Raw genomic sequence first — 18,015 nt, 5'->3', positions numbered from 1 at the left:
GATTTCAAGGCCTGCTCGCGGAGGCCGCGCTCCCGGAGAATGAACGACGTGAGCACCTACCGCCTTCAGATCTCCCCCGACTTCACTCTCCGCGACGCCGCGCAGGTGCTCGACCACATCCAGCGTCTCGGCGCCGACTGGGTCTACCTCTCCCCGCTGCTCGAAGCCGAGCCCGGCTCGATGCACGGCTACGACGTCGTCGACCACAGCCGGGTGGATGCGTCCCGCGGCGGCCCCGAGGCGCTGCAGGAGTTCTCCGACGCAGCGCACGCGCGGGGTCTGAAGGTGCTCGTGGACATCGTCCCGAACCACATGGGCGTCGCCACCCCCGCGGTGAACGCCTGGTGGTGGGACCTGCTCACCCACGGGCAGAAGTCCCGCTACGCTCCGTACTTCGACATCGACTGGGAGTTCGGCCGCGGCAAGCTGCGGCTGCCCGTGCTGGGCGACGGCCCGGACGAGCTGGATGCGCTGCGCGTCGAAGACGGCGAGCTCCGGTACTACGACCACCGGTTCCCGATCGCTCCCGGCACCGGCGAGGGCACCCCGCGCGAGGTGCACGACCGCCAGAGCTACGAGCTGATGTCGTGGCGCCGGGCGGACGCCGAGATGAACTACCGCCGCTTCTTCGCCGTGACCACGCTGGCCGGCCTCCGCGTGGAGGACCAGCAGGTCTTCGACGACACCCACCGCGAGATCGGCCGCTGGCTGCACGAGGGACTCGTGGACGGCCTCCGCGTCGACCACCCGGACGGCCTGCGCGATCCCGGCCAGTACCTCGAACGGCTGCGCGCCCTGGCGGGCGACGCCCCGATCTGGGTCGAGAAGATCATCGAGGGAGACGAGCGGATGCCCGACTGGCCCGTCCAGGGCACCACCGGCTACGACGCGCTCGGCGTGATCGACCGGGTCTTCGTCGACCCCGCCGGGGAGGGACCGCTGACCGCCCTGGCCGGCGAGCTGGACGATCGCGAGGAGAACCAGGACTGGACCGAACTGGTCCACCGCCGCAAGCGCGCCGTGGCCGACAGCATCCTGCGCTCCGAGGTGCTGCGGGTCGTGCGCGAGCTGGGCGAGGGGACAGACGAGGAGACCGCGGACGCTGTCGCAGAGCTGGCCGCCTGGTTCCCGGTGTACCGCAGCTACCTGCCGTTCGGCGCCGAGTACCTGGAGGAGGCGCGCCTGGCCACCGCCGAGTCCCGGCCCGACCTCGCGCCCGTCATCGCCCGCATCGGCGACCGCCTCGGCGAGCGCTTCGAGCAGACCACCGGCGCGATCATGGCGAAGGGCGTCGAGGACAACGCCTTCTACCGGTTCACCCGGCTGACGTCGCTGACCGAGGTCGGCGGCGACCCGTCCGAGTTCGCGCTGTCGCCGGAGGAGTTCCACCGGCGGCAGGAGGACCGGCAGCACCGGCTCCCGGATTCCATGACGGTCCTCTCGACCCACGACACGAAGCGCGGCGAGGACACACGCGCCCGGATCGCCGTGCTCGCGGAGCTGCCCGGACGGTTCGAGCGGTTCCTGCGCACGGTGCGCGAGCGGGTCGGCTTCGGCGACGGGTCGCTGGAGAGCCTGCTCTGGCAGGCGGTCGTCGGCGCCTGGCCCGCCTCGCGCGAGCGGTTGCAGGACTACGCGCTGAAGGCGGCGCGCGAGGCCGGCGCCTCCACCTCCTGGACCGACCCGGACGAGGAGTTAGAGGCCAGCATGAGCGCGGCGATCGACGCCGCCTTCGACGACGAGCGGGTGCACGCCGAAGTGGAGGCGCTGGCGGCGGTGCTCGACGTGCCCGGCGCGAGCAACGGCCTCGGCGCCAAACTGCTCCAGCTTCTGAGCCCCGGCCGGCCGGACGTCTACCAGGGCTCCGAGCGCTGGGAGCGGTCGCTGGTCGATCCCGACAACCGCCGCCCCGTCGAGTTCGACGTCTCCGCCGGCCTGCTCGCACACATCGACGAGGGATGGCAGCCCGAGATCGACTCCTCGGGCGCGGCCAAGGTGCTGGTCACCTCCCGCGCGCTCCGCCTGCTGCGCGACCGGCCGGAGCTGTTCACCGGCTACCGCCCGGTCTACGCGGAGGGCTCGCGGGCCGGCCACCTCGTCGGCTTCGACCGAGGCGGCGCCATCGCCCTCGCCACGCGCCTGCCCGTCGGACTCTCCGCCACCGGCGGCTGGGCCGACACCACGGTCGACCTCGGTGACGAGGCTGTGCGAGACGAACTCACCGGCCGTGAGTTCCGCGGGCGCGTGCCGCTCGCCACCGTCTTCGAACGCTACCCCGTCGCCCTTCTGGCGGTGACTCGATGAGCGCGTACGGCGACCGACCCTTCCCGGTCTGGGCGCCCGGCGCACGGACCGTGGATGTCGTGATCGATGGTCTCGGGACGTTCCCGCTGACCTCGCTGCCGTCGACTCCGGACGCCCCGGCCGGCGGCTGGTGGGAGCTGGCCGAGTCCCCCGGCCTCCCGGACGCGCCTGTCGATTACGGGTTCGTGGTCGACGGCGACGGACCGTTCCCGGACCCCCGTTCGCTGCGCCAGCCGCGCGGCGTCCACCAGCTGAGCCGCGAGTTCGACCCGCGCGCACATGCCTGGGAGGACGGCGCCTGGGAGGGTCGCGACCTCACCGGCGCGGTCGTCTACGAGCTCCACATCGGAACCTTCACGCCCGAGGGGACGCTGGACTCCGCCCTCGACCGGCTCGACCACCTGGTCGACCTGGGCGTCGACGCCATCGAACTGCTGCCCGTGAACGCCTTCAACGGCACGCACAACTGGGGCTACGACGGCGTGCTCTGGTACGCCGTGCACGAGCAGTACGGCGGCCCCGCGGCCTACCAGCGGTTCGTCGAGGCCTGCCACCGGCGCGGCCTCGCCGTGATCCAGGACGTCGTCTACAACCACCTCGGACCGAGCGGCAACTACCTCCCGAAGTTCGGCCCCTACCTGGGGCAGGGCGCCAGCACCTGGGGCGTCAACATCAACCTCGACGGGCCGCTGTCGGACGAGGTGCGCCGCTACATCCTCGACAACGCCGAGTACTGGCTGCGCGAGATGCACGTCGACGGCCTGCGGCTGGATGCGGTGCACGCCCTCCAGGACCACACCGCGACGCACCTCCTGGAGGAGCTCGCCATGCTGGCCGACGAGCTCGCCGGCGAGACGGGCCGACCGCGCACGCTGATCGCGGAGAGCGACCTCAACGATCCGAAGCTGATCCGCCGCCGCTCCCACCACGGCTTCGGCCTGCACGCGCAGTGGGACGACGACGTGCACCACAGCATCCACGCGAACCTGACCGGCGAGGCCACCGGCTACTACGCCGACTTCGCCGACCCGGGCGCGCTGGTGAAGGTGTTCGAGCGCGGCTTCTTCCACGACGGAACGTGGTCGAGCTTCCGCGAACGCCACCACGGGCGCCCCCTGGACCCGGACATCCCGTTCACGCGCCTGGTCGCCTTCAGCCAGGACCACGACCAGATCGGCAACCGCGCCGCGGGCGACCGCCTGACCGCGACGCTGGATCCCGGCCGTCTGGCCGCCGCCGCCGCGCTGACCCTGCTCGGCCCGTTCACCCCGATGCTGTTCATGGGCGAGGAGTGGGCGGCCACGACCCCCTGGCAGTTCTTCACCTCCCACCCCGAACCGGAGCTCGGGAAGGCGACGGCGGAGGGACGCATCGCCGAATTCGCGAAGATGGGCTGGGACCGGGACGTGGTGCCCGACCCGCAGGACCCGCAGACGTTCGAGCGCTCGAAGCTCGACTGGTCGGAGGTCTCGCGGCACGAGAACGCACGGATGCTGGACTGGTACCGCACGCTGACGGCGCTGCGCCGCGACATCCCTCTCGACGTGCCGGCGACCGACGTGGCCTACGGCGAGGGCGTCTTCCGCTTCCGCCGCGGCGACCTGCTGGTCGAGGTCACCCTGTCGGGCACCGGTCTGGGCGCGCCGCCCGCGGACACCGTGGCGGCGTTCGAGGAGGCGGTGTGGGTCACGAGGCCAGCCGCGAGCTGACCAATCGGTTGAGGCTCACATGCTCCTCTGCCGCCTGAATGGCGAGGCTCCGGTGGAGCTCCGGCGGGATGCGCACTTTGAACTCACCGCTGTAGCGCCGCTCGGAGAACGGTTCCGGCACCACCTCCCCGGACAGCTGAAGATCTTCGACGACGTCCTCGACCAGCGCCACGATCCCCTGCAGCGCCTCGGACTGGGTCGGCCCGAGCCACGACAGCGAGGGGAACTCCGCCACCTGGCCGATGTACTCTCCGTCCTCAGCCGACCAGAGCACCCGATAGCTGTAATGCGTGAAGTCGATCATCGCCGCTCACTCTCCCATCGTTCGATCGCCTGCAGCACCTGAACGACCTGGTACCGCTTCGCCTTCCCACCATCGTTCTGGATGTTCACTCTCGGATCACCGGCCCATGGGGTCTTGAACACCAGGTGACTGGAGCCCGACTGGCGTGGTTCTCCGAAATAGGCGACGCAGACCGCCGCCAACTCATCGAACCTGACATCTCTCGGGTTGAGCCTCATTCGCACGAGGAGCTTTGCGATTTTCGGCACAGTCTATGGTGTCACTATTGACACCAATGTTCAACCGTCGTCGCGACGCAACCTGCATCTAACGTCCCCACCCCTCCCTGTCAATGGCTGGAGCGCCGCGCACGCCCGCAGGTATCGTGGCGGTCTACCCGCCGATCGGAGGCACCGTGTCCTTGCCCTGCCCCCTCCACCGCCCGCTCCTCGCCGCCCGTTCCGAGTCCGCCGCGTGAGCGGCGACTCCGCGCCGTACCCGCTGGGGATCACCCTGCGCGAGGGCGGCGCCAATGTCGCGGTCTACAGCGAGCACGCCGACAAGGTGATCGTCTCGCTGTTCGACCACCGCGGACGCGAGAAGCAGACCGTCCTGACGGACCGCACCGGTCACGTCTTCCACGGCTTCGTCCCCGGCCTCGTGCCGGGCACCCGGTACGGCCTCCGCGTCGACGGGCCGTGGGATCCGGCCAACGGCCTCCGATTCTCCCCCGCCAAGGTGCTGCTGCCGCCGCATACCCGGGCCGTCACGGGCTCCTGGGACAACACGCAGGCCGTGTTCGGGCACCAGCTCGGTCGGCCCAAGCGCCGCAGCGACACCAACGGCGCGCGACACGTCGCGCTCGGCGTCGCCGTCGACCGGCAGGAGTTCGACTGGGGGGACCACGAGCGTCCCCGCACGCCGCTCAGCGAGACGATCATCTACGAGATGCACGTGAAGGGCTTCACCAAGCTCATGGAGTGGGTGCCCGAGGAGTTCCGCGGCACTTACGCCGGACTCGCGCATCCCGCCGCCGTCGAGTACCTCAAGAACCTCGGCGTCACCGCGGTCGAGCTGCTGCCCATCCACCAGTTCGTCCAGGACGCGCACCTGCTCGAGAAGGGCCTCCGCAACTACTGGGGCTACAACTCCATCGGGTTCTTCGCGCCGCACAACGAGTACGCCGCGACCGGCGACACGGGCCACCAGGTCGACGAGTTCAAGGGCATGGTGAAGGCGCTCCACGCGGCCGGCATCGAGGTCATCCTCGACGTCGTCTACAACCACACCGCCGAGGGCAACGATCTCGGGCCCACCTACAGCTTCAAGGGCATCGACAACCCGTCGTACTACCGGCTGGTCGAGGGCGACGGCGCGCACTACTTCGACACGACCGGCACCGGCAACAGCTGGAACGTCAGCCACCCGGCGGCGCTGCAGATCATCATGGACTCGCTCCGCTACTGGGTCGAGGACTACCACATCGACGGCTTCCGCTTCGATCTCGCCACCACCCTGACCCGGCAAGGCGGGGACGCCAGCCTGCACAGCGCGTTCCTCACGCTCATCCAGCAGGACCCGACTCTCGCGCAGGTGAAGATGATCGCCGAGCCGTGGGATGTGGCGGGCTACCAGCTTGGCGGGTTCCCGGCCGACTGGTCGGAGTGGAACGGCAAGTTCCGCGACGACGTGCGCGACTTCTGGCGGGGCGAGCCCGGTGTACTGTCGACGCTGTCGCAGCGGGTGCTCGGCAGCCCCGACATCTACGAGGACTCGCGCCGCGCACCGCTGTCGAGCGTCAACTTCGTCACCGCCCACGACGGTTTCACCCTCGCCGACCTCACCAGCTACAACGAGAAGCACAACGAGGCGAACGGCGAGGACAACCGCGACGGGGAATCGGACAACCGCTCCAGCAACTACGGGGTCGAGGGACCGACCGACGACCCGGGCGTCAACGCCTTCCGCACCCGGCAGCGCAAGAACTTCCTCGCCACCGTGCTGCTGTCGGCGGGCGTGCCGATGATCCTCGGCGGCGACGAGATCGGCCGCACCCAGCGGGGCAACAACAACGCATACTGCCAGGACAACGAGATCTCGTGGTTCGACTGGGAGAACGCGGACTGGGAGCTGCACGAGTTCACCACCAAGCTCATCCACCTGCGACGAAACGAGCCCGCGCTGCGGCCCGAGTGGTACCGGCACGCGCCCGACGTCGGCGGCCCGGATGTGGTGTGCATCCTCCGCTCGGACGGCGAGCCGTTCGCCGACGAGGACTGGGGCGACCCGCTGGCCCGCTCGATCGCGTTCGAGCTCCGCCACGAGGGCGCCGACTCGTTCCTGCTCATGCTGAACGGGGCGGGCAACGGCGTGGAGTTCGTGCTCCCCGACACGACCGGCTCCGCCTGGGAGCTGGAGCTGTCGAGCGACCCCGAGCTCGCCCTCGGCGACGGGTCCAGTGTCATCCTGGGCGAGTCGTCGTTCGCGCTGCTGAGGTCGCGGAGCAGCTGATGCCCGAGTCCACCATCCCGGCACTGCTCGGACGCTACCGTCCGCAGCACGTCATCGGCCGCGGTGGCGAGGCCAGCATCTTCAAGGCGACGGACGAACTGCTCGGCCGGCAGGTGGCCATCAAGCTCTACCGCTCCGGCGGCGAGGAGGAGATGGCGCAGTACCGCACCGAGCAGGCGGCGCTCGCACGGCTCAGCCATCACGGCATCGTCTCGCTGATCGACGCCGGTATCGACTACACCTCGCCGAAGGACCCGCGGCCGTTCCTCATCATGGAACTCGTCTCGGGAACCGATCTCGCCGCCATGCTGGACAAGCGGGAGCTGTCCCTCGAGGAGATCGCCGAAATCGCCTACGACATCTCGGAGGCGCTCGAGTACGTCCATGCGAACGGCGTCGTGCACCGCGACATCAAGCCGTCGAACATCATGCTCGTCTCGTACGGCACGACGACGTTCCGGGCACGCGCCCGGCTCACCGATTTCGGCATCGCCAGCGGGATCACGGGCGCTCCGTCGACTCCCGAGGACGGCAAGACGACCGGAACCGCGGCCTACCTCAGCCCCGAGCAGGCGCTCCGGCGGCCCGCGACCCCGGCGAGCGACATCTACTCGCTCGGCCTGGTGCTGCTGGAGTGCTTCACGCGGTCTGTCGCGTACCCCGGGGATGCGGTCGAGTCGGCCATGGCGCGGCTGGATCACGAGCCGCCCGTCCCGGACGACCTGCCGGGCGACTGGACGCGCATCCTGCACGCCATGACCGCGAGCGACCCCGCCGCGCGGCCGACCGCGAAGCAGCTGACACCCGTCTTCCGCGAGGCCGTCATCGCCGCCGCCGGCCTCCGACCGGAGGCGTGACGACGCCCGGGATGGACGCACTCGCGATCGAGGACCACGCCGCTCTGGGCGACGGCCGCACGGTCGCGCTCGTCGATCGTGCGGGCACCGTCGACTGGCTGCCGATCCCGAACCTGGATTCGCCGCCGGTCTTCACGTCGCTGCTCGACCCCGAGCGCGGCGGCCGGATGGTGCTGCGCCCGGTCGCGGATTTCACCTCCCGGCGCCGCTACCTGCCGGGCACCAATGTGCTCGAGACGACGTTCACGACCGCGAACGGCTCCGTCCGGGTCACCGACGCACTCGTCACCGGCGTGGCCGGACGGCTGCCGTGGCTGGAGTTCGCCCGCCGCATCGAGGGAATGTCCGGCACGGTCGTCATGGACTGGTCGGTCGAACCCGGCACTGTGCTCGGGATGTCGAGCCCGTGGGCCGAGCACATCGACGGCAACCGCATCCTGCGCGTGGGAACGGTCAACATCGGTGTCACGGGCCTGGACGACGCCGTCGAGGATGCGGACGCCCCGCGCTTCGGCGGCCGCATCCGCGTGGCGGAGGGTTCGCGGCGCACCCTCACCGTGGTGGCGACGCAGGACGAGCCGCTGCACCTTCCCGTGCCGGGCAACGTCGACATCGGGATCGATCGGACGGTGTCGAACTGGGAGCTGTGGTCGCGGACCTTCGCGTACGACGGCCCGTGGGCGGAGGCGGTGCAGCGCAGCGCCCTCGCGCTGAAGCTGCTGCTCTACGCGCCGACCGGAGCCATCGCGGCGGCGGCCACGACCTCCCTCCCGGAGACTCCGCGCGGCGGCAAGAACTGGGACTACCGCTTCGCCTGGGTGCGCGACACCGCGTACTCGCTGCGGGCGCTCGCCCGGTTCGGCCTGCGGGAGGAGACGCATGCGTCGATCTCGTGGTTGCTGCGGGCGGTGAAGGGCGACCACGCCGAGCTGCGCATCCTGTACGGACTGCGGGAGGAGTCGTCGGCCGAACCGCAGGAGCACGACGTGCCGGGCTGGCGCGGCATCGGGCCGGTGGTCACCGGCAACCGCGCCGCGACGCAGCTGCAGTTGGGCGTGTACGGTGACCTGCTGAGCGTGGCGCTGGCGTACGCCGCCGAGGGCAACGTGCTCGATGTCCCGACGCGCCGCTTGGTCTCGGATGTCGCCGACCGTGTGTGCGACGTGTGGCCGCAGCCCGACTCGGGCATGTGGGAGCTGACGGAGCTGCGGCACCACACCTCGTCCAAGATGGGCTGCTGGCAGGCGCTGCAGTCGGCGCTGCAGCTGGCCGAACTCGGTCAGGCGCAGGGGAACCCGGCCCGCTGGCGCCGGGAGGCGGACCTCATCCACGCGTGGGTGGACGAGAACTGCTGGTCCGAGAAGCTGGGCGCCTACACGATGGTCGCGGGCGTGGACGAGCTGGATGCATCGGTGCTCCTGCACGCGCCCAGCGGGTTCGACCGCGGTGAGCGGATGCGGTCGACCATCGCCGCGCTTCGCCGGGAGCTGGGCCACGGGTCGTTGCTGCATCGCTTCACCGGTGCGGAGGCGGAGGGCGAGCGCCCCTTCGTCGCGTGCTCGTTCTGGCTCGCCGCCGCCCTCGCCTGCGTCGGCGAGGTGCGGGAGGCGACGGACTTGATGGACGACCTGGTGGAGCGCGCGAACGACGTGGGCTTGTACGCCGAGATGTTGGATGAGGACGGCAGCTTCTGGGGCAACTTTCCACAGGGCCTGTCGCATCTGGGACTGATCGACGCCGCCCTCACCATCACCGACCTGAGCCGCTGATCCGCCGAGCCCGTTGCTCCCAGCCTGCGTCTGCGGGAAACGAACCCGAAATACGGCCGCGCTACGGTCTCGGGTGTGACCGCCTCCATCGTCGTCAGCCGCGCCGACTTCGCCGACCCTGCCCTCGCGGTGTTCCTGCAGGAGCACCTGGACGACATGGAGCCGACCTCCCCGCCCGAGAGCCGCCACGCCCTGGACCTGTCCGGCCTGCAGCAGCCGCACGTCCGGTTGTGGAACGCCACGGACGCCGGCGTGATCGTCGGAACGGTCGCCCTCGCCGCGCTGGAGCCGGGCCATGAGGAGCTGAAGAGCATGCGCACCGACCCGCTGCGACGCGGCCAGGGCATCGGAGCGCTGCTCCTCGACGCGGCCCTCGCCGACGCCCGCGCGCGCGGTGTTCTGCGCGTCTCGCTCGAGACGGGCTCGATGGACTTCTTCGCACCCGCCCGGCGCCTCTACGAACGCGCCGGCTTCCGCCCGTGCCCGCCGTTCGGCACGTACACCGACGACCCCAACAGCGCCTACTTCACCCTCGACCTCGGGTAGCCACAGCTTCACGAAGCGACCTCCCGGCACCCGCGACCGCTGCTCACGCCCCCACGTACCGCGCCAGGTGCTCCCCCGTCAGCGTCGATCGCTGCGCCACCAGTTCCGAGGGCGTCCCCTCGAACACGATCCGCCCGCCGTCGTGCCCGGCGCCGGGCCCCAGGTCGATGATCCAGTCCGCGTGCGCCATGACGGCCTGATGGTGCTCGATGACGATGACCGACTTGCCGCTGTCGACCAGCCGGTCGAGGAGCCCGAGCAGCTGCTCGACGTCCGCGAGGTGCAGACCGGTCGTCGGCTCGTCGAGCACGTAGACGCCGCCCTTCTCCCCCATGTGCGTCGCGAGCTTGAGCCGCTGCCGCTCCCCGCCGGACAGCGTCGTGAGCGGCTGCCCGATCGTCAGGTAGCCGAGCCCGACATCCGAGAGCCGCTCCAGGATCGCATGCGCCGCCGGCAGCTTCGCCTCCCCCTGGCCGAAGAAGTCTTCCGCCTCCGCGACCGGCATGGCCAGCACCTCGCTGATGTCGCGACCACCGAGCTTGTACTCCAGCACCGAGGCGTCGAACCGCCGGCCCTCGCACACCTCGCAGACCGTCGAGACGCCCGCCATCACGCCGAGGTCGGTGTAGATCACACCGGCGCCGTTGCAGTTCGGGCACGCGCCCTCGGAGTTGGCGCTGAACAGCGCCGGCTTGACCCCGTTCGCCTTCGCGAACGCCTTGCGGATCGGCTCGAGCATGCCGGTGTAGGTAGCCGGGTTGCTGCGCCGCGACCCGCGGATCGCTCCCTGGTCGACGGACACGACGCCCTCCCGCGGCGCGACCGAACCGTGGATGAGCGAGCTCTTGCCCGACCCGGCCACCCCGGTGACCACGACGAGCACGCCGAGGGGGATGTCCACATCCACGCCTTGCAGGTTGTGCTCCGACGCTCCCCGCACTTTGAGCGAACCCGACGCCGACCGCACCGTCTCTTTCAGCCGAGCGCGGTCGTCCAGGTGGCGTCCCGTGAGCGTGCCGCTCGCCCGCAGCGCCTCGACCGTGCCCTCGAACACCACCTCGCCGCCCTGCGACCCCGCACGCGGACCGAGGTCGACCACGTGGTCCGCGATCGCGATCGCCTCCGGCTTGTGCTCGACCACGAGCACGGTGTTGCCCTTGTCGCGCAACTGCAGCAGCAGCTCGTTCATGCGCTGGATGTCGTGAGGGTGCAGTCCGACCGTCGGCTCGTCGAACACGTACGTGACATCGGTCAGGGACGACCCCAGGTGCCGGATCATCTTCGTCCGCTGCGCCTCACCACCCGACAGGGTGCCCGAGGCGCGGTCGAGCGACAGGTAGCCGAGCCCGATGTCGACGAACGAGTCGAGCAGGTGCTGCAGGTTCTTCAGCAGCGGGGCCACCGACGGCTCGTCGAGCGATCGCACCCAGTCCGACAGATCGGTGATCTGCATCGCACAGGCGTCGGCAATGCTGATCCCGGCGATCTTCGACGAGCGCGCACCCTCGCTGAGTCGCGTGCCACTGCACTCCGGGCACGGCGCGAACGTGACCGCTCGTTCGACGAAGGCACGGATGTGCGGCTGCATGGCGTCGACGTCTTTCGACAGCATCGACTTCTGCACCTTCGGCACGAGCCCCTCGACGGTCAGGTTGATGCCGCTGATCTTGACCTTCGTCGGCTCCTTGTACAGGAAGTCCTGACGCTCCTGCTCCGTGTAGTCGCGGATCGGCTTGGCCGGGTCGAAGAACCCGGACTCGCTGTAGATGCGCACGCCCCAGCCGTCGGCCGTGTAGCCCGGGATGGTGATCGCGCCCTCGGCGAGCGACTTGCTGTCGTCGAACAGTTGCGTCAGATCGATGTCGCTGACCGTTCCCATGCCCTCGCAGCGCGGGCACATGCCGCCGAGCTGCGAGAACTCGCGCACCTCGGTCTTGTCGCCGACGGTGATCGCCCCCTTGCCCGCGACCGACGGGATGTTGAACGAGAATGCCTGGGGTGACCCGACATGCGGCTGCCCGAGCCGGCTGAACAGGATGCGGAGCATGGCATTCGCGTCGGTCACCGTGCCGACGGTCGACCGGGCGTTCGCGCCCATCCGCTCCTGATCGACGATGATCGCCGTGGTCAGACCCTCGAGCACGTCCACGTCGGGCCGAGCCAGGGACGGCATGAACCCCTGCACGAACGCGCTGTAGGTCTCGTTGATCATCCGCTGGGACTCGGCGGCGATGGTGCCGAAGACGAGCGAGCTCTTGCCCGAACCGGAGACCCCCGTGAAGACGGTCAGCCGCCGCTTGGGCAGCTCGACGCTGACGTCCTTCAGGTTGTTCTCGCGGGCGCCCTGGACGCGGATGGTGTCGTGGCTGTCGGCCGGTGCGGTCATGCTGATCCCCTCGCTTGGTACGTGACCCACCGTATATCAATCCACCGACACGGGGCCAGAGACTCTGTACCTCAATCGCGCGAACTGCCCGATCGCCTCGGCCGACTCCAGGTGCAGCCGGTCCGACTCCACCCGTCGGGGAAGGAGCGGCGCACCCCCGGCCAACGCCACCGGCGCGATGGAGATCGCGATCTCGTCCAGTGCACCCGCGTCGAGGAACTGCCCGGCCAGGTCCCCGCCGCCGACCACCCAGATGTCGCCTTCCCCGGCCGCCGCGCGGATCGCCGGCAGCGCCTCCGCCACCGAGCCGGACACGAACCGGATGTCCGCCCCCTCCGGCACCGGGAGCTCTCGATGCGTGAACACGAAGCACGGCCGCTCGCCGTGGAGCTCCCGCCATCTCTCGGGATGCGCCAGGATGTCGGTCTCGGCCAGCACCCACTCATACGTGGTGCGCCCCTCCACCATCACCGTGGCATCCGTCGGCAGCAGCCCCTCCGCCGGCTCCTCGCCGCCCGGCACGGCGAAGAGCCACGCCAGCGAGTTCTGCTCATCGGCGATGAAGCCGTTGATGGTGGTCGCGGTGTCGAAGACGATCCTCCCCATGGCCGCGACGGTACCGGATGCCACCGACGCGGTGGGAGCATGGGCGCATGGATGCCGTCGACGCCCTGAACGAGATCGCCTTCTGGCTGGAGCGCGAGCTCGCCCCGAGCTTCAAGGTCCAGGCGTTCCGCCGCGCGGCGGCCACCATCGAGGGCCTCGGGGACGAGGAGCTGGCGGCACGCGTCGCCGACGGGCGGCTCAAGCGGACGAAGGGCATCGGCGACCGCACGTTCCAGGTCATCGCGCAGGCGGTGGAGGGAGAGGTCCCCACCTATTTGGCCGACCTCCGCGAGCGCAACGCCGCTCCCCTCGACACCGGCGGCGCTGAGCTGCTGTCCCAGCTGCGCGGCGACCTGCACAGCCACACCGAGTGGTCGGACGGCACCGTTCCGATCGAAGTCATGGCCGCCGCCGCGGCGACACTCGGCCGCGAGTACCAGGCGATCACCGACCACTCGCCGACGCTGACCGTGGCGAGCGGACTCTCCGCCGAGCGCCTGGAGGAGCAGCTCGATGTCATCGCCGATCTGGACACGGGGGTGCTGACGCTGCTCACGGGCATCGAGGTCGACATCCTCGAGGACGGCACGCTCGACCAGACGCCCGAGCTGCTGACGCGTCTGGATGTGGTGGTCGGCAGCGTCCACTCCAAGCTCCGCTCCGACCGGCGGACGATGACGAAGCGGATGCTCGGCGGCATCCGCGACCCGCACACCAACGTGCTCGGCCACTGCACCGGCCGCCTCGTGCAGGGCTCGCGCGGGACGCGTCCGCCCAGCGAGTTCGACGCGGACGCGGTCTTCGCCGCGTGCGTCGAGAACCAGGTCGCGGTCGAGATCAACTCGCGGCCCGAGCGCCAGGACCCGCCGGACGACCTCATCCAGCGGGCCCTCGACGCCGGATGCTTCTTCTCGATCGACACGGATGCGCACGCGCCGGGCCAACTCGACTTCCTCGCCTACGGAGCGGCGCGGGCGACGGCGAACGGTGTCCCCGCCGACCGCATCATCACGACGTGGCCCCTCGACCGCCTCCGCACCTGGCTGGCGAAGGAGTAGCGACTACAGCCCCCAGGCGGAGGCCGGCGCCTGCACGATCTCGACCGGGCGCGTGCTCCAGTGCGTGCCGTTGCCGTAGTGGCTGGTCGCCCACGGACTCGCCCAGATCGCGGCCGCGGTGGTGTCGGCCGAGACGCCCGACTGCAGGCCGGCGACGATGTCCGGGTAGCCGCGCTGCAGGTTCTTGGCGCAGTACTCCGCGGCCGTGATGAGGTCGGGGTAGCTCCCGAGACCGGCTCCGCCGCCCGAGCCGTAGCCGTTGTTGAGCGGGTTGTTGCGGTTCCACCAGTCCGGCGGCCCGTTCTCCTGCCGCATCCAGCGCAGCATCACCGTGACGTTCGCATCGGTCTGCGGCCAGCCGCCGAACATCAGCACCAGCTTCGCCCATGCCTCGTTCGTTCCGACACGTGCCAGTGTCTGCAGCCCGTCGGTCGCGCTCAGATTCTCGCGGTTGACCACCGGAGCCGCGATCGTCGCATCCACCAGCAGTTCCTGCGGCGGAGCGGACGCGCGTTCGGTGCCCGCGGACTCTCCGGGCGCGACCGTGGTCGACGGCGCCACCCGCAACGAGGAGGCGAGCGCCGCGTCGGTCGGAACGATCGAGAACCCGCACACCAGCCCGATGACCGCCAGCGTCACTCCGACGCGGTGCCCCAGCGAGAGCGCGGGCCGGCGACGCGACCGCGGCAGGCGGATCCGCACCCGCTGCGACGGCACAGCGGCACCACGGCCTGCCGAACGACGGCCGCGGGGGCGGAGAGGGGTGGATGCGGGGGGCATACCCGTCGAAGGGTACCAGCGTCCCGCTGAACCGTCACCCGGAGGCCCGGCGCCGGATGCGCCTAGCGCGTGACCTCGTTCAGCCGCTCCAGGAGCTCGGCGAGGCGCCGGACGTCCTCCTCGCCCCAGCGGCGCAGGCCGCGGTACAGGGTGGCCTGGTCGGCCGCGCGCACCTCGTTGACCTTCTCGATCGCCACCGGCGTCGCCGCGATGAAGCTGGCGCGCCGGTCGGTCGGATCGGGCTGGCGCTCGACGAAGCCGATCTCTTCGAGGAATCTCAGCTGCCGGCTGATCACGCTCTTGTCCGTGTAGAGCATCGACGCGAGCGCTCCGGCGTGGATGGGGCCGTTGCGCACGATGGTGGTCAGCAGCTTGTAGCCGCCGGGCTGCAGGTCCGGGTGGATGTGCACGGCACGGTCGCGCATCGCCGTGCTCACCTGGTTGAACAGTCGCGTGAACTGCTCCTCGACCTCCGCGATGGCGCGGTCGGTCGACCCGGTCGCCTCGCCGGCGGCCGGGAGGGTGGCGGCGTCGCCCGCCGCCACCCGTCCGGTGTTGTCCATGGCCGCGATCATAACGCGCCCGTCTAGCGGCCGTTCTCAGCGGCGGAGGGACGCTCGCCCTCGTGCCGGACGGCGGTGATCGATCCGGTGCCGGGTGCGCCGATCAGCGCCTCGGCGACCTCGATCGCGTTCCCCTCGGCGGACTCCAGCGGGGTCTCGCCGCCGGTCTCCTTCTCCTTCATCCGCTCGATGGCCGTCTTGCTCCCCAGCGTGATGTTCGGCAGGAAGAGGATGGCGATGATCGTGACGATGGCGAGCGGGACGGCGATGAGGAAGATCCCCGCCACGGCCTGGCCGTAGACCGACTCGACAATGGTGCGGATGCCGGTCGGCAGGGTGCCCACCTCGGGGAGCTGGCCGCTCGAGAGCGACTTCAGCGCTGCGATGCCCTTCGCACCCGACGTCGCGGCGGCCGCGAGCAGATCGTCCTTGCGGTCGCTCATCAGGTTGACGACCGTCGTGCCGAGCACGCTGCCCATCACCGAGACGCCGATCGTTCCGCCCAGCGAGCGGAAGAAGGCGACGTTGGAGCTGGCCGCGCCGAGCTGCTCCGGCTGGACCGTGTTCTGGACGATCAGCACGAGGTTCTGCATGACCATGCCGACGCCGGCGCCGAGGATGAACATGTAGACCGAGACGACGACGTAGTTCGTGTCGAACGCGATCGTGCTCATCAGGTACAGGCCGACGGTCAGCAGGATCGACCCGACGATCATGTAGCCCTTCCACTTGCCGAACCGGCTGATCAGGTTGCCCACGATCATGGAGGACAGCAGCAGGCCGGCGATCATCGGCAGCGTCAAAAGACCCGACTCGGTCGGCGTCGCGCCGCGGGCGAGCTGCATGTACTGGCCGAGGTAGACCGAGGTGCCGAACATCGCCACGCCGACCGAGATCGACGCGATCACCGCGAGGGTGAAGGTGCGGTTCTTGAACATGGCGAGCGGGATGATCGGCTCCTTCACCAGGAGCTCGGTGACGAGGAAGGCGATCAGCAGGGCGACGGCGCCGCCGACCATCCAGTAGGTCTGGGCGCTGTTCCAGTCGAAGTCCTTGCCCGCGAGCGACACCCAGATGAGCAGCAGCGAGACGCCGGCAGCCAGGAACACGGCGCCGAGGTAGTCGATGCGGACCTTGCGGGCCGGACGCTTCGGCAGCTTCAGGGTGATCTGCAGCAGGATGATGGCGACGACCGCGACCGGGACGCCGACGAAGAAGTTCCAGCGCCAGCCGACGGAGTCGGTGAGCAGGCCGCCGATCAGCGGGCCGCCGACCGTGCCGACGGCCATGATGCCGCCGAAGAGGCCCATGTAGCGGCCGCGCTCACGCGGGCTGATGATGTCGGCCATGATGATCTGGCTCAACGCGGTCAGACCGCCGGCGCCGAGGCCCTGGACCACCCGGAAGCCGATGAGCATGTCGGTGTTCTGCGAGAACCCGGCGAGCGCCGAGCCGACGACGAACAGTCCGAGCGCGAGCTGGATGAGCAGCTTGCGGTTGAGCAGGTCGGCGAGCTTGCCCCAGATCGGGGTGGACACGGTGGTGGCGAGCAGCGTGCTGGTCACGACCCAGGTGTAGGCCGTCTGGTCGCCGTGGAGCTCGGAGATGATCCGCGGCATCGAGGTCGAGACGACCGTGCCCGCGAGGATCGAGACGAACATTCCGAGCAGCAGCCCGGAGAGGGACTCCAGCACCTGGCGATGCGACATCGCCGCGGGTGAGGCATCCCGGGAGAGAGTGGTGGACATGCGGATCCTTCGACACAAATTGGTTGACTGCGATCAACCATATAGAAATAGGTGACCGAAGTCAACTAACGTCTTGCCGGGCTGCATTATTTCCGAGTGTGCAAAGTTCCGCGCCCCGACGCCTGAGCGTCCTCGAAGCCGCGACGGGCGCTCGCCCAGTTTGGGAGCCGGACGCGCCCCTACCCTCGGAGGATGCCCTCCCGCCGCGCCCGTGCCTGGTCTCTGCTCACGCCCGCCCACTGGATCGTGTGGACCGTCGTGCTGTTCGTGCTCACCATCGGCCTCGGGCTGGCCGCAAAGGCGGTCATCGGCCTGCGGTTCGTGGGGCTCGACGCGGCCGTGAACCGCGTCAACTCGCCCCTCCTCGACAGCGCGGCGCTGGTGCTGGACCGGCTCGACCATCCGGTGGTCGTGGCCATCGTCCTCGTCGTGGTCTTCGTCGTGCTGCTCTTCGCGGTGGGATGGCGGCGCGCGCTCGGCGTGTGCGTCGCGACCGGCGCGGGGTGGCTGACCACCCTCGTCGTGAAGACCGTCGTCGCGCAGCCGCGGCCGACCACCGACGGCCTCACGCACCTGCTCCACATCTCGCCCGCCACCCTCAGCTACCCGAGCGGGCACGTGGTGTTCGCCGCCGCGTTGGTGACCGGTGTGGCGATGGCCTTCCGCGGAGTGCCCCGCGCCATCGTGATCGTGGTCGGCGCCCTGTTCGTGCTCGCCGTGGGATGGTCCCGGCTGTACGTGGGCGTCCACTACGGCACGGATGTGATCGGCGGCATCCTGAACGGCGTCGCAGGCGCGCTGCTCATCGCCGGCCTGTGGAACCTCGTCACCCGCCGTCTGGACCGCCGGCCCGTGCAGGCGTCGCAGCCCGAATACGCAGTTCCTCGGTAGTCCG

14 protein-coding genes are annotated in these 18,015 nt (G+C 70.0%); 8 read left to right on the top strand and 6 right to left on the bottom strand.

Annotated features, from left to right (window positions below; all coding sequences use genetic code 11):
* The first annotated feature begins 39 nt into the window (after positions 1-39).
* Together A0130_12375 and A0130_12370 are read left to right on the top strand one after the other, a co-directional pair.
* Positions 40-2,304 carry a malto-oligosyltrehalose synthase gene (locus A0130_12375; protein ANF32364.1) on the top strand — a complete coding sequence of 755 codons (2,265 nt, stop codon included), beginning with the start codon at positions 40-42 and terminating at the stop codon, positions 2,302-2,304.
* Complete coding sequence (locus A0130_12370; GenBank protein ID ANF32363.1) at positions 2,301-4,013, top strand: malto-oligosyltrehalose trehalohydrolase; 1,713 nt, start codon at positions 2,301-2,303, stop codon at positions 4,011-4,013. The genes A0130_12375 and A0130_12370 overlap by 4 nt, the downstream gene beginning before the upstream one ends.
* Here the strand turns inward: A0130_12370 and A0130_12365 are convergent.
* On the bottom strand, positions 3,991-4,317 hold the full coding sequence (locus A0130_12365; protein ANF32362.1) for a hypothetical protein: 327 nt from the start codon (positions 4,315-4,317) through the stop codon (positions 3,991-3,993). The two genes, A0130_12370 and A0130_12365, sit on opposite strands and share 23 nt — an antisense overlap.
* A gap of 453 nt (positions 4,318-4,770) precedes the next feature.
* Between A0130_12365 and A0130_12360 the strand changes: the two genes are divergently transcribed.
* The 4 genes from A0130_12360 to A0130_12345 all read left to right on the top strand — a co-directional run bounded on the left by A0130_12360 (position 4,771) and on the right by A0130_12345 (position 9,979).
* On the top strand, positions 4,771-6,807 hold the full coding sequence (locus A0130_12360) for a glycogen debranching enzyme (GenBank protein ANF32361.1): 2,037 nt from the start codon (positions 4,771-4,773) through the stop codon (positions 6,805-6,807).
* Positions 6,807-7,664, top strand: coding sequence for a hypothetical protein (locus A0130_12355; protein ID ANF32360.1), 858 nt, complete (start codon positions 6,807-6,809; stop codon positions 7,662-7,664). The genes A0130_12360 and A0130_12355 overlap by 1 nt, the downstream gene beginning before the upstream one ends.
* 11 nt (positions 7,665-7,675) lie before the next feature.
* Complete coding sequence (locus A0130_12350) at positions 7,676-9,433, top strand: glycoside hydrolase (protein ANF32359.1); 1,758 nt, start codon at positions 7,676-7,678, stop codon at positions 9,431-9,433.
* A gap of 75 nt (positions 9,434-9,508) precedes the next feature.
* The gene (locus tag A0130_12345; protein ID ANF32358.1) at positions 9,509-9,979 is read left to right on the top strand and encodes a GCN5 family acetyltransferase; all 471 of its coding nucleotides are present in this window, start codon (positions 9,509-9,511) and stop codon (positions 9,977-9,979) included.
* A gap of 43 nt (positions 9,980-10,022) precedes the next feature.
* Here the strand turns inward: A0130_12345 and A0130_12340 are convergent, their stop codons facing one another.
* Both A0130_12340 and A0130_12335 read right to left on the bottom strand, forming a co-directional pair.
* The gene (locus A0130_12340) at positions 10,023-12,365 is read right to left on the bottom strand and encodes a daunorubicin resistance protein DrrC (protein ID ANF32357.1); all 2,343 of its coding nucleotides are present in this window, start codon (positions 12,363-12,365) and stop codon (positions 10,023-10,025) included.
* A 36-nt stretch (positions 12,366-12,401) separates the two neighbouring features.
* The gene (locus A0130_12335) at positions 12,402-12,971 is read right to left on the bottom strand and encodes a deaminase (GenBank protein ID ANF32356.1); all 570 of its coding nucleotides are present in this window, start codon (positions 12,969-12,971) and stop codon (positions 12,402-12,404) included.
* 47 nt (positions 12,972-13,018) lie between these two features.
* Here A0130_12335 and A0130_12330 point away from each other — a divergent pair, with 47 nt between their 5' ends.
* Positions 13,019-14,029: a hypothetical protein gene (locus A0130_12330; GenBank protein ANF32355.1), complete on the top strand. Its 1,011-nt coding sequence runs from the start codon at positions 13,019-13,021 to the stop codon at positions 14,027-14,029.
* Positions 14,030-14,032: 3 nt separating this feature from the next.
* Here A0130_12330 and A0130_12325 read toward each other — a convergent pair whose 3' ends face one another.
* The 3 genes from A0130_12325 to A0130_12315 all read right to left on the bottom strand — a co-directional run bounded on the left by A0130_12325 (position 14,033) and on the right by A0130_12315 (position 17,081).
* Complete coding sequence (locus A0130_12325) at positions 14,033-14,668, bottom strand: hypothetical protein (GenBank protein ID ANF33423.1); 636 nt, start codon at positions 14,666-14,668, stop codon at positions 14,033-14,035.
* A 203-nt stretch (positions 14,669-14,871) separates the two neighbouring features.
* Positions 14,872-15,384, bottom strand: a complete 513-nt coding sequence (locus A0130_12320) for a hypothetical protein (protein ID ANF32354.1) — start codon at positions 15,382-15,384, stop codon at positions 14,872-14,874.
* Between the two features lie 11 nt (positions 15,385-15,395).
* Positions 15,396-17,081, bottom strand: coding sequence for a multidrug MFS transporter (locus tag A0130_12315; GenBank protein ANF32353.1), 1,686 nt, complete (start codon positions 17,079-17,081; stop codon positions 15,396-15,398).
* Positions 17,082-17,312: 231 nt separating this feature from the next.
* Here A0130_12315 and A0130_12310 point away from each other — a divergent pair, with 231 nt between their 5' ends.
* A complete protein-coding gene (locus A0130_12310) occupies positions 17,313-18,011 on the top strand; it encodes a phosphatidylglycerophosphatase (GenBank protein ANF32352.1) in 699 nt (232 codons plus the stop codon).
* Positions 18,012-18,015: the final 4 nt, after the last annotated feature.

It is taken from the genome of Leifsonia xyli, assembly GCA_001647635.1.
Classification (GTDB): domain Bacteria; phylum Actinomycetota; class Actinomycetes; order Actinomycetales; family Microbacteriaceae; genus Leifsonia; species Leifsonia xyli_A.
Note: the sequence above shows the minus strand (reverse complement) of the source record. Positions and strands in the feature narration are given on the sequence as shown.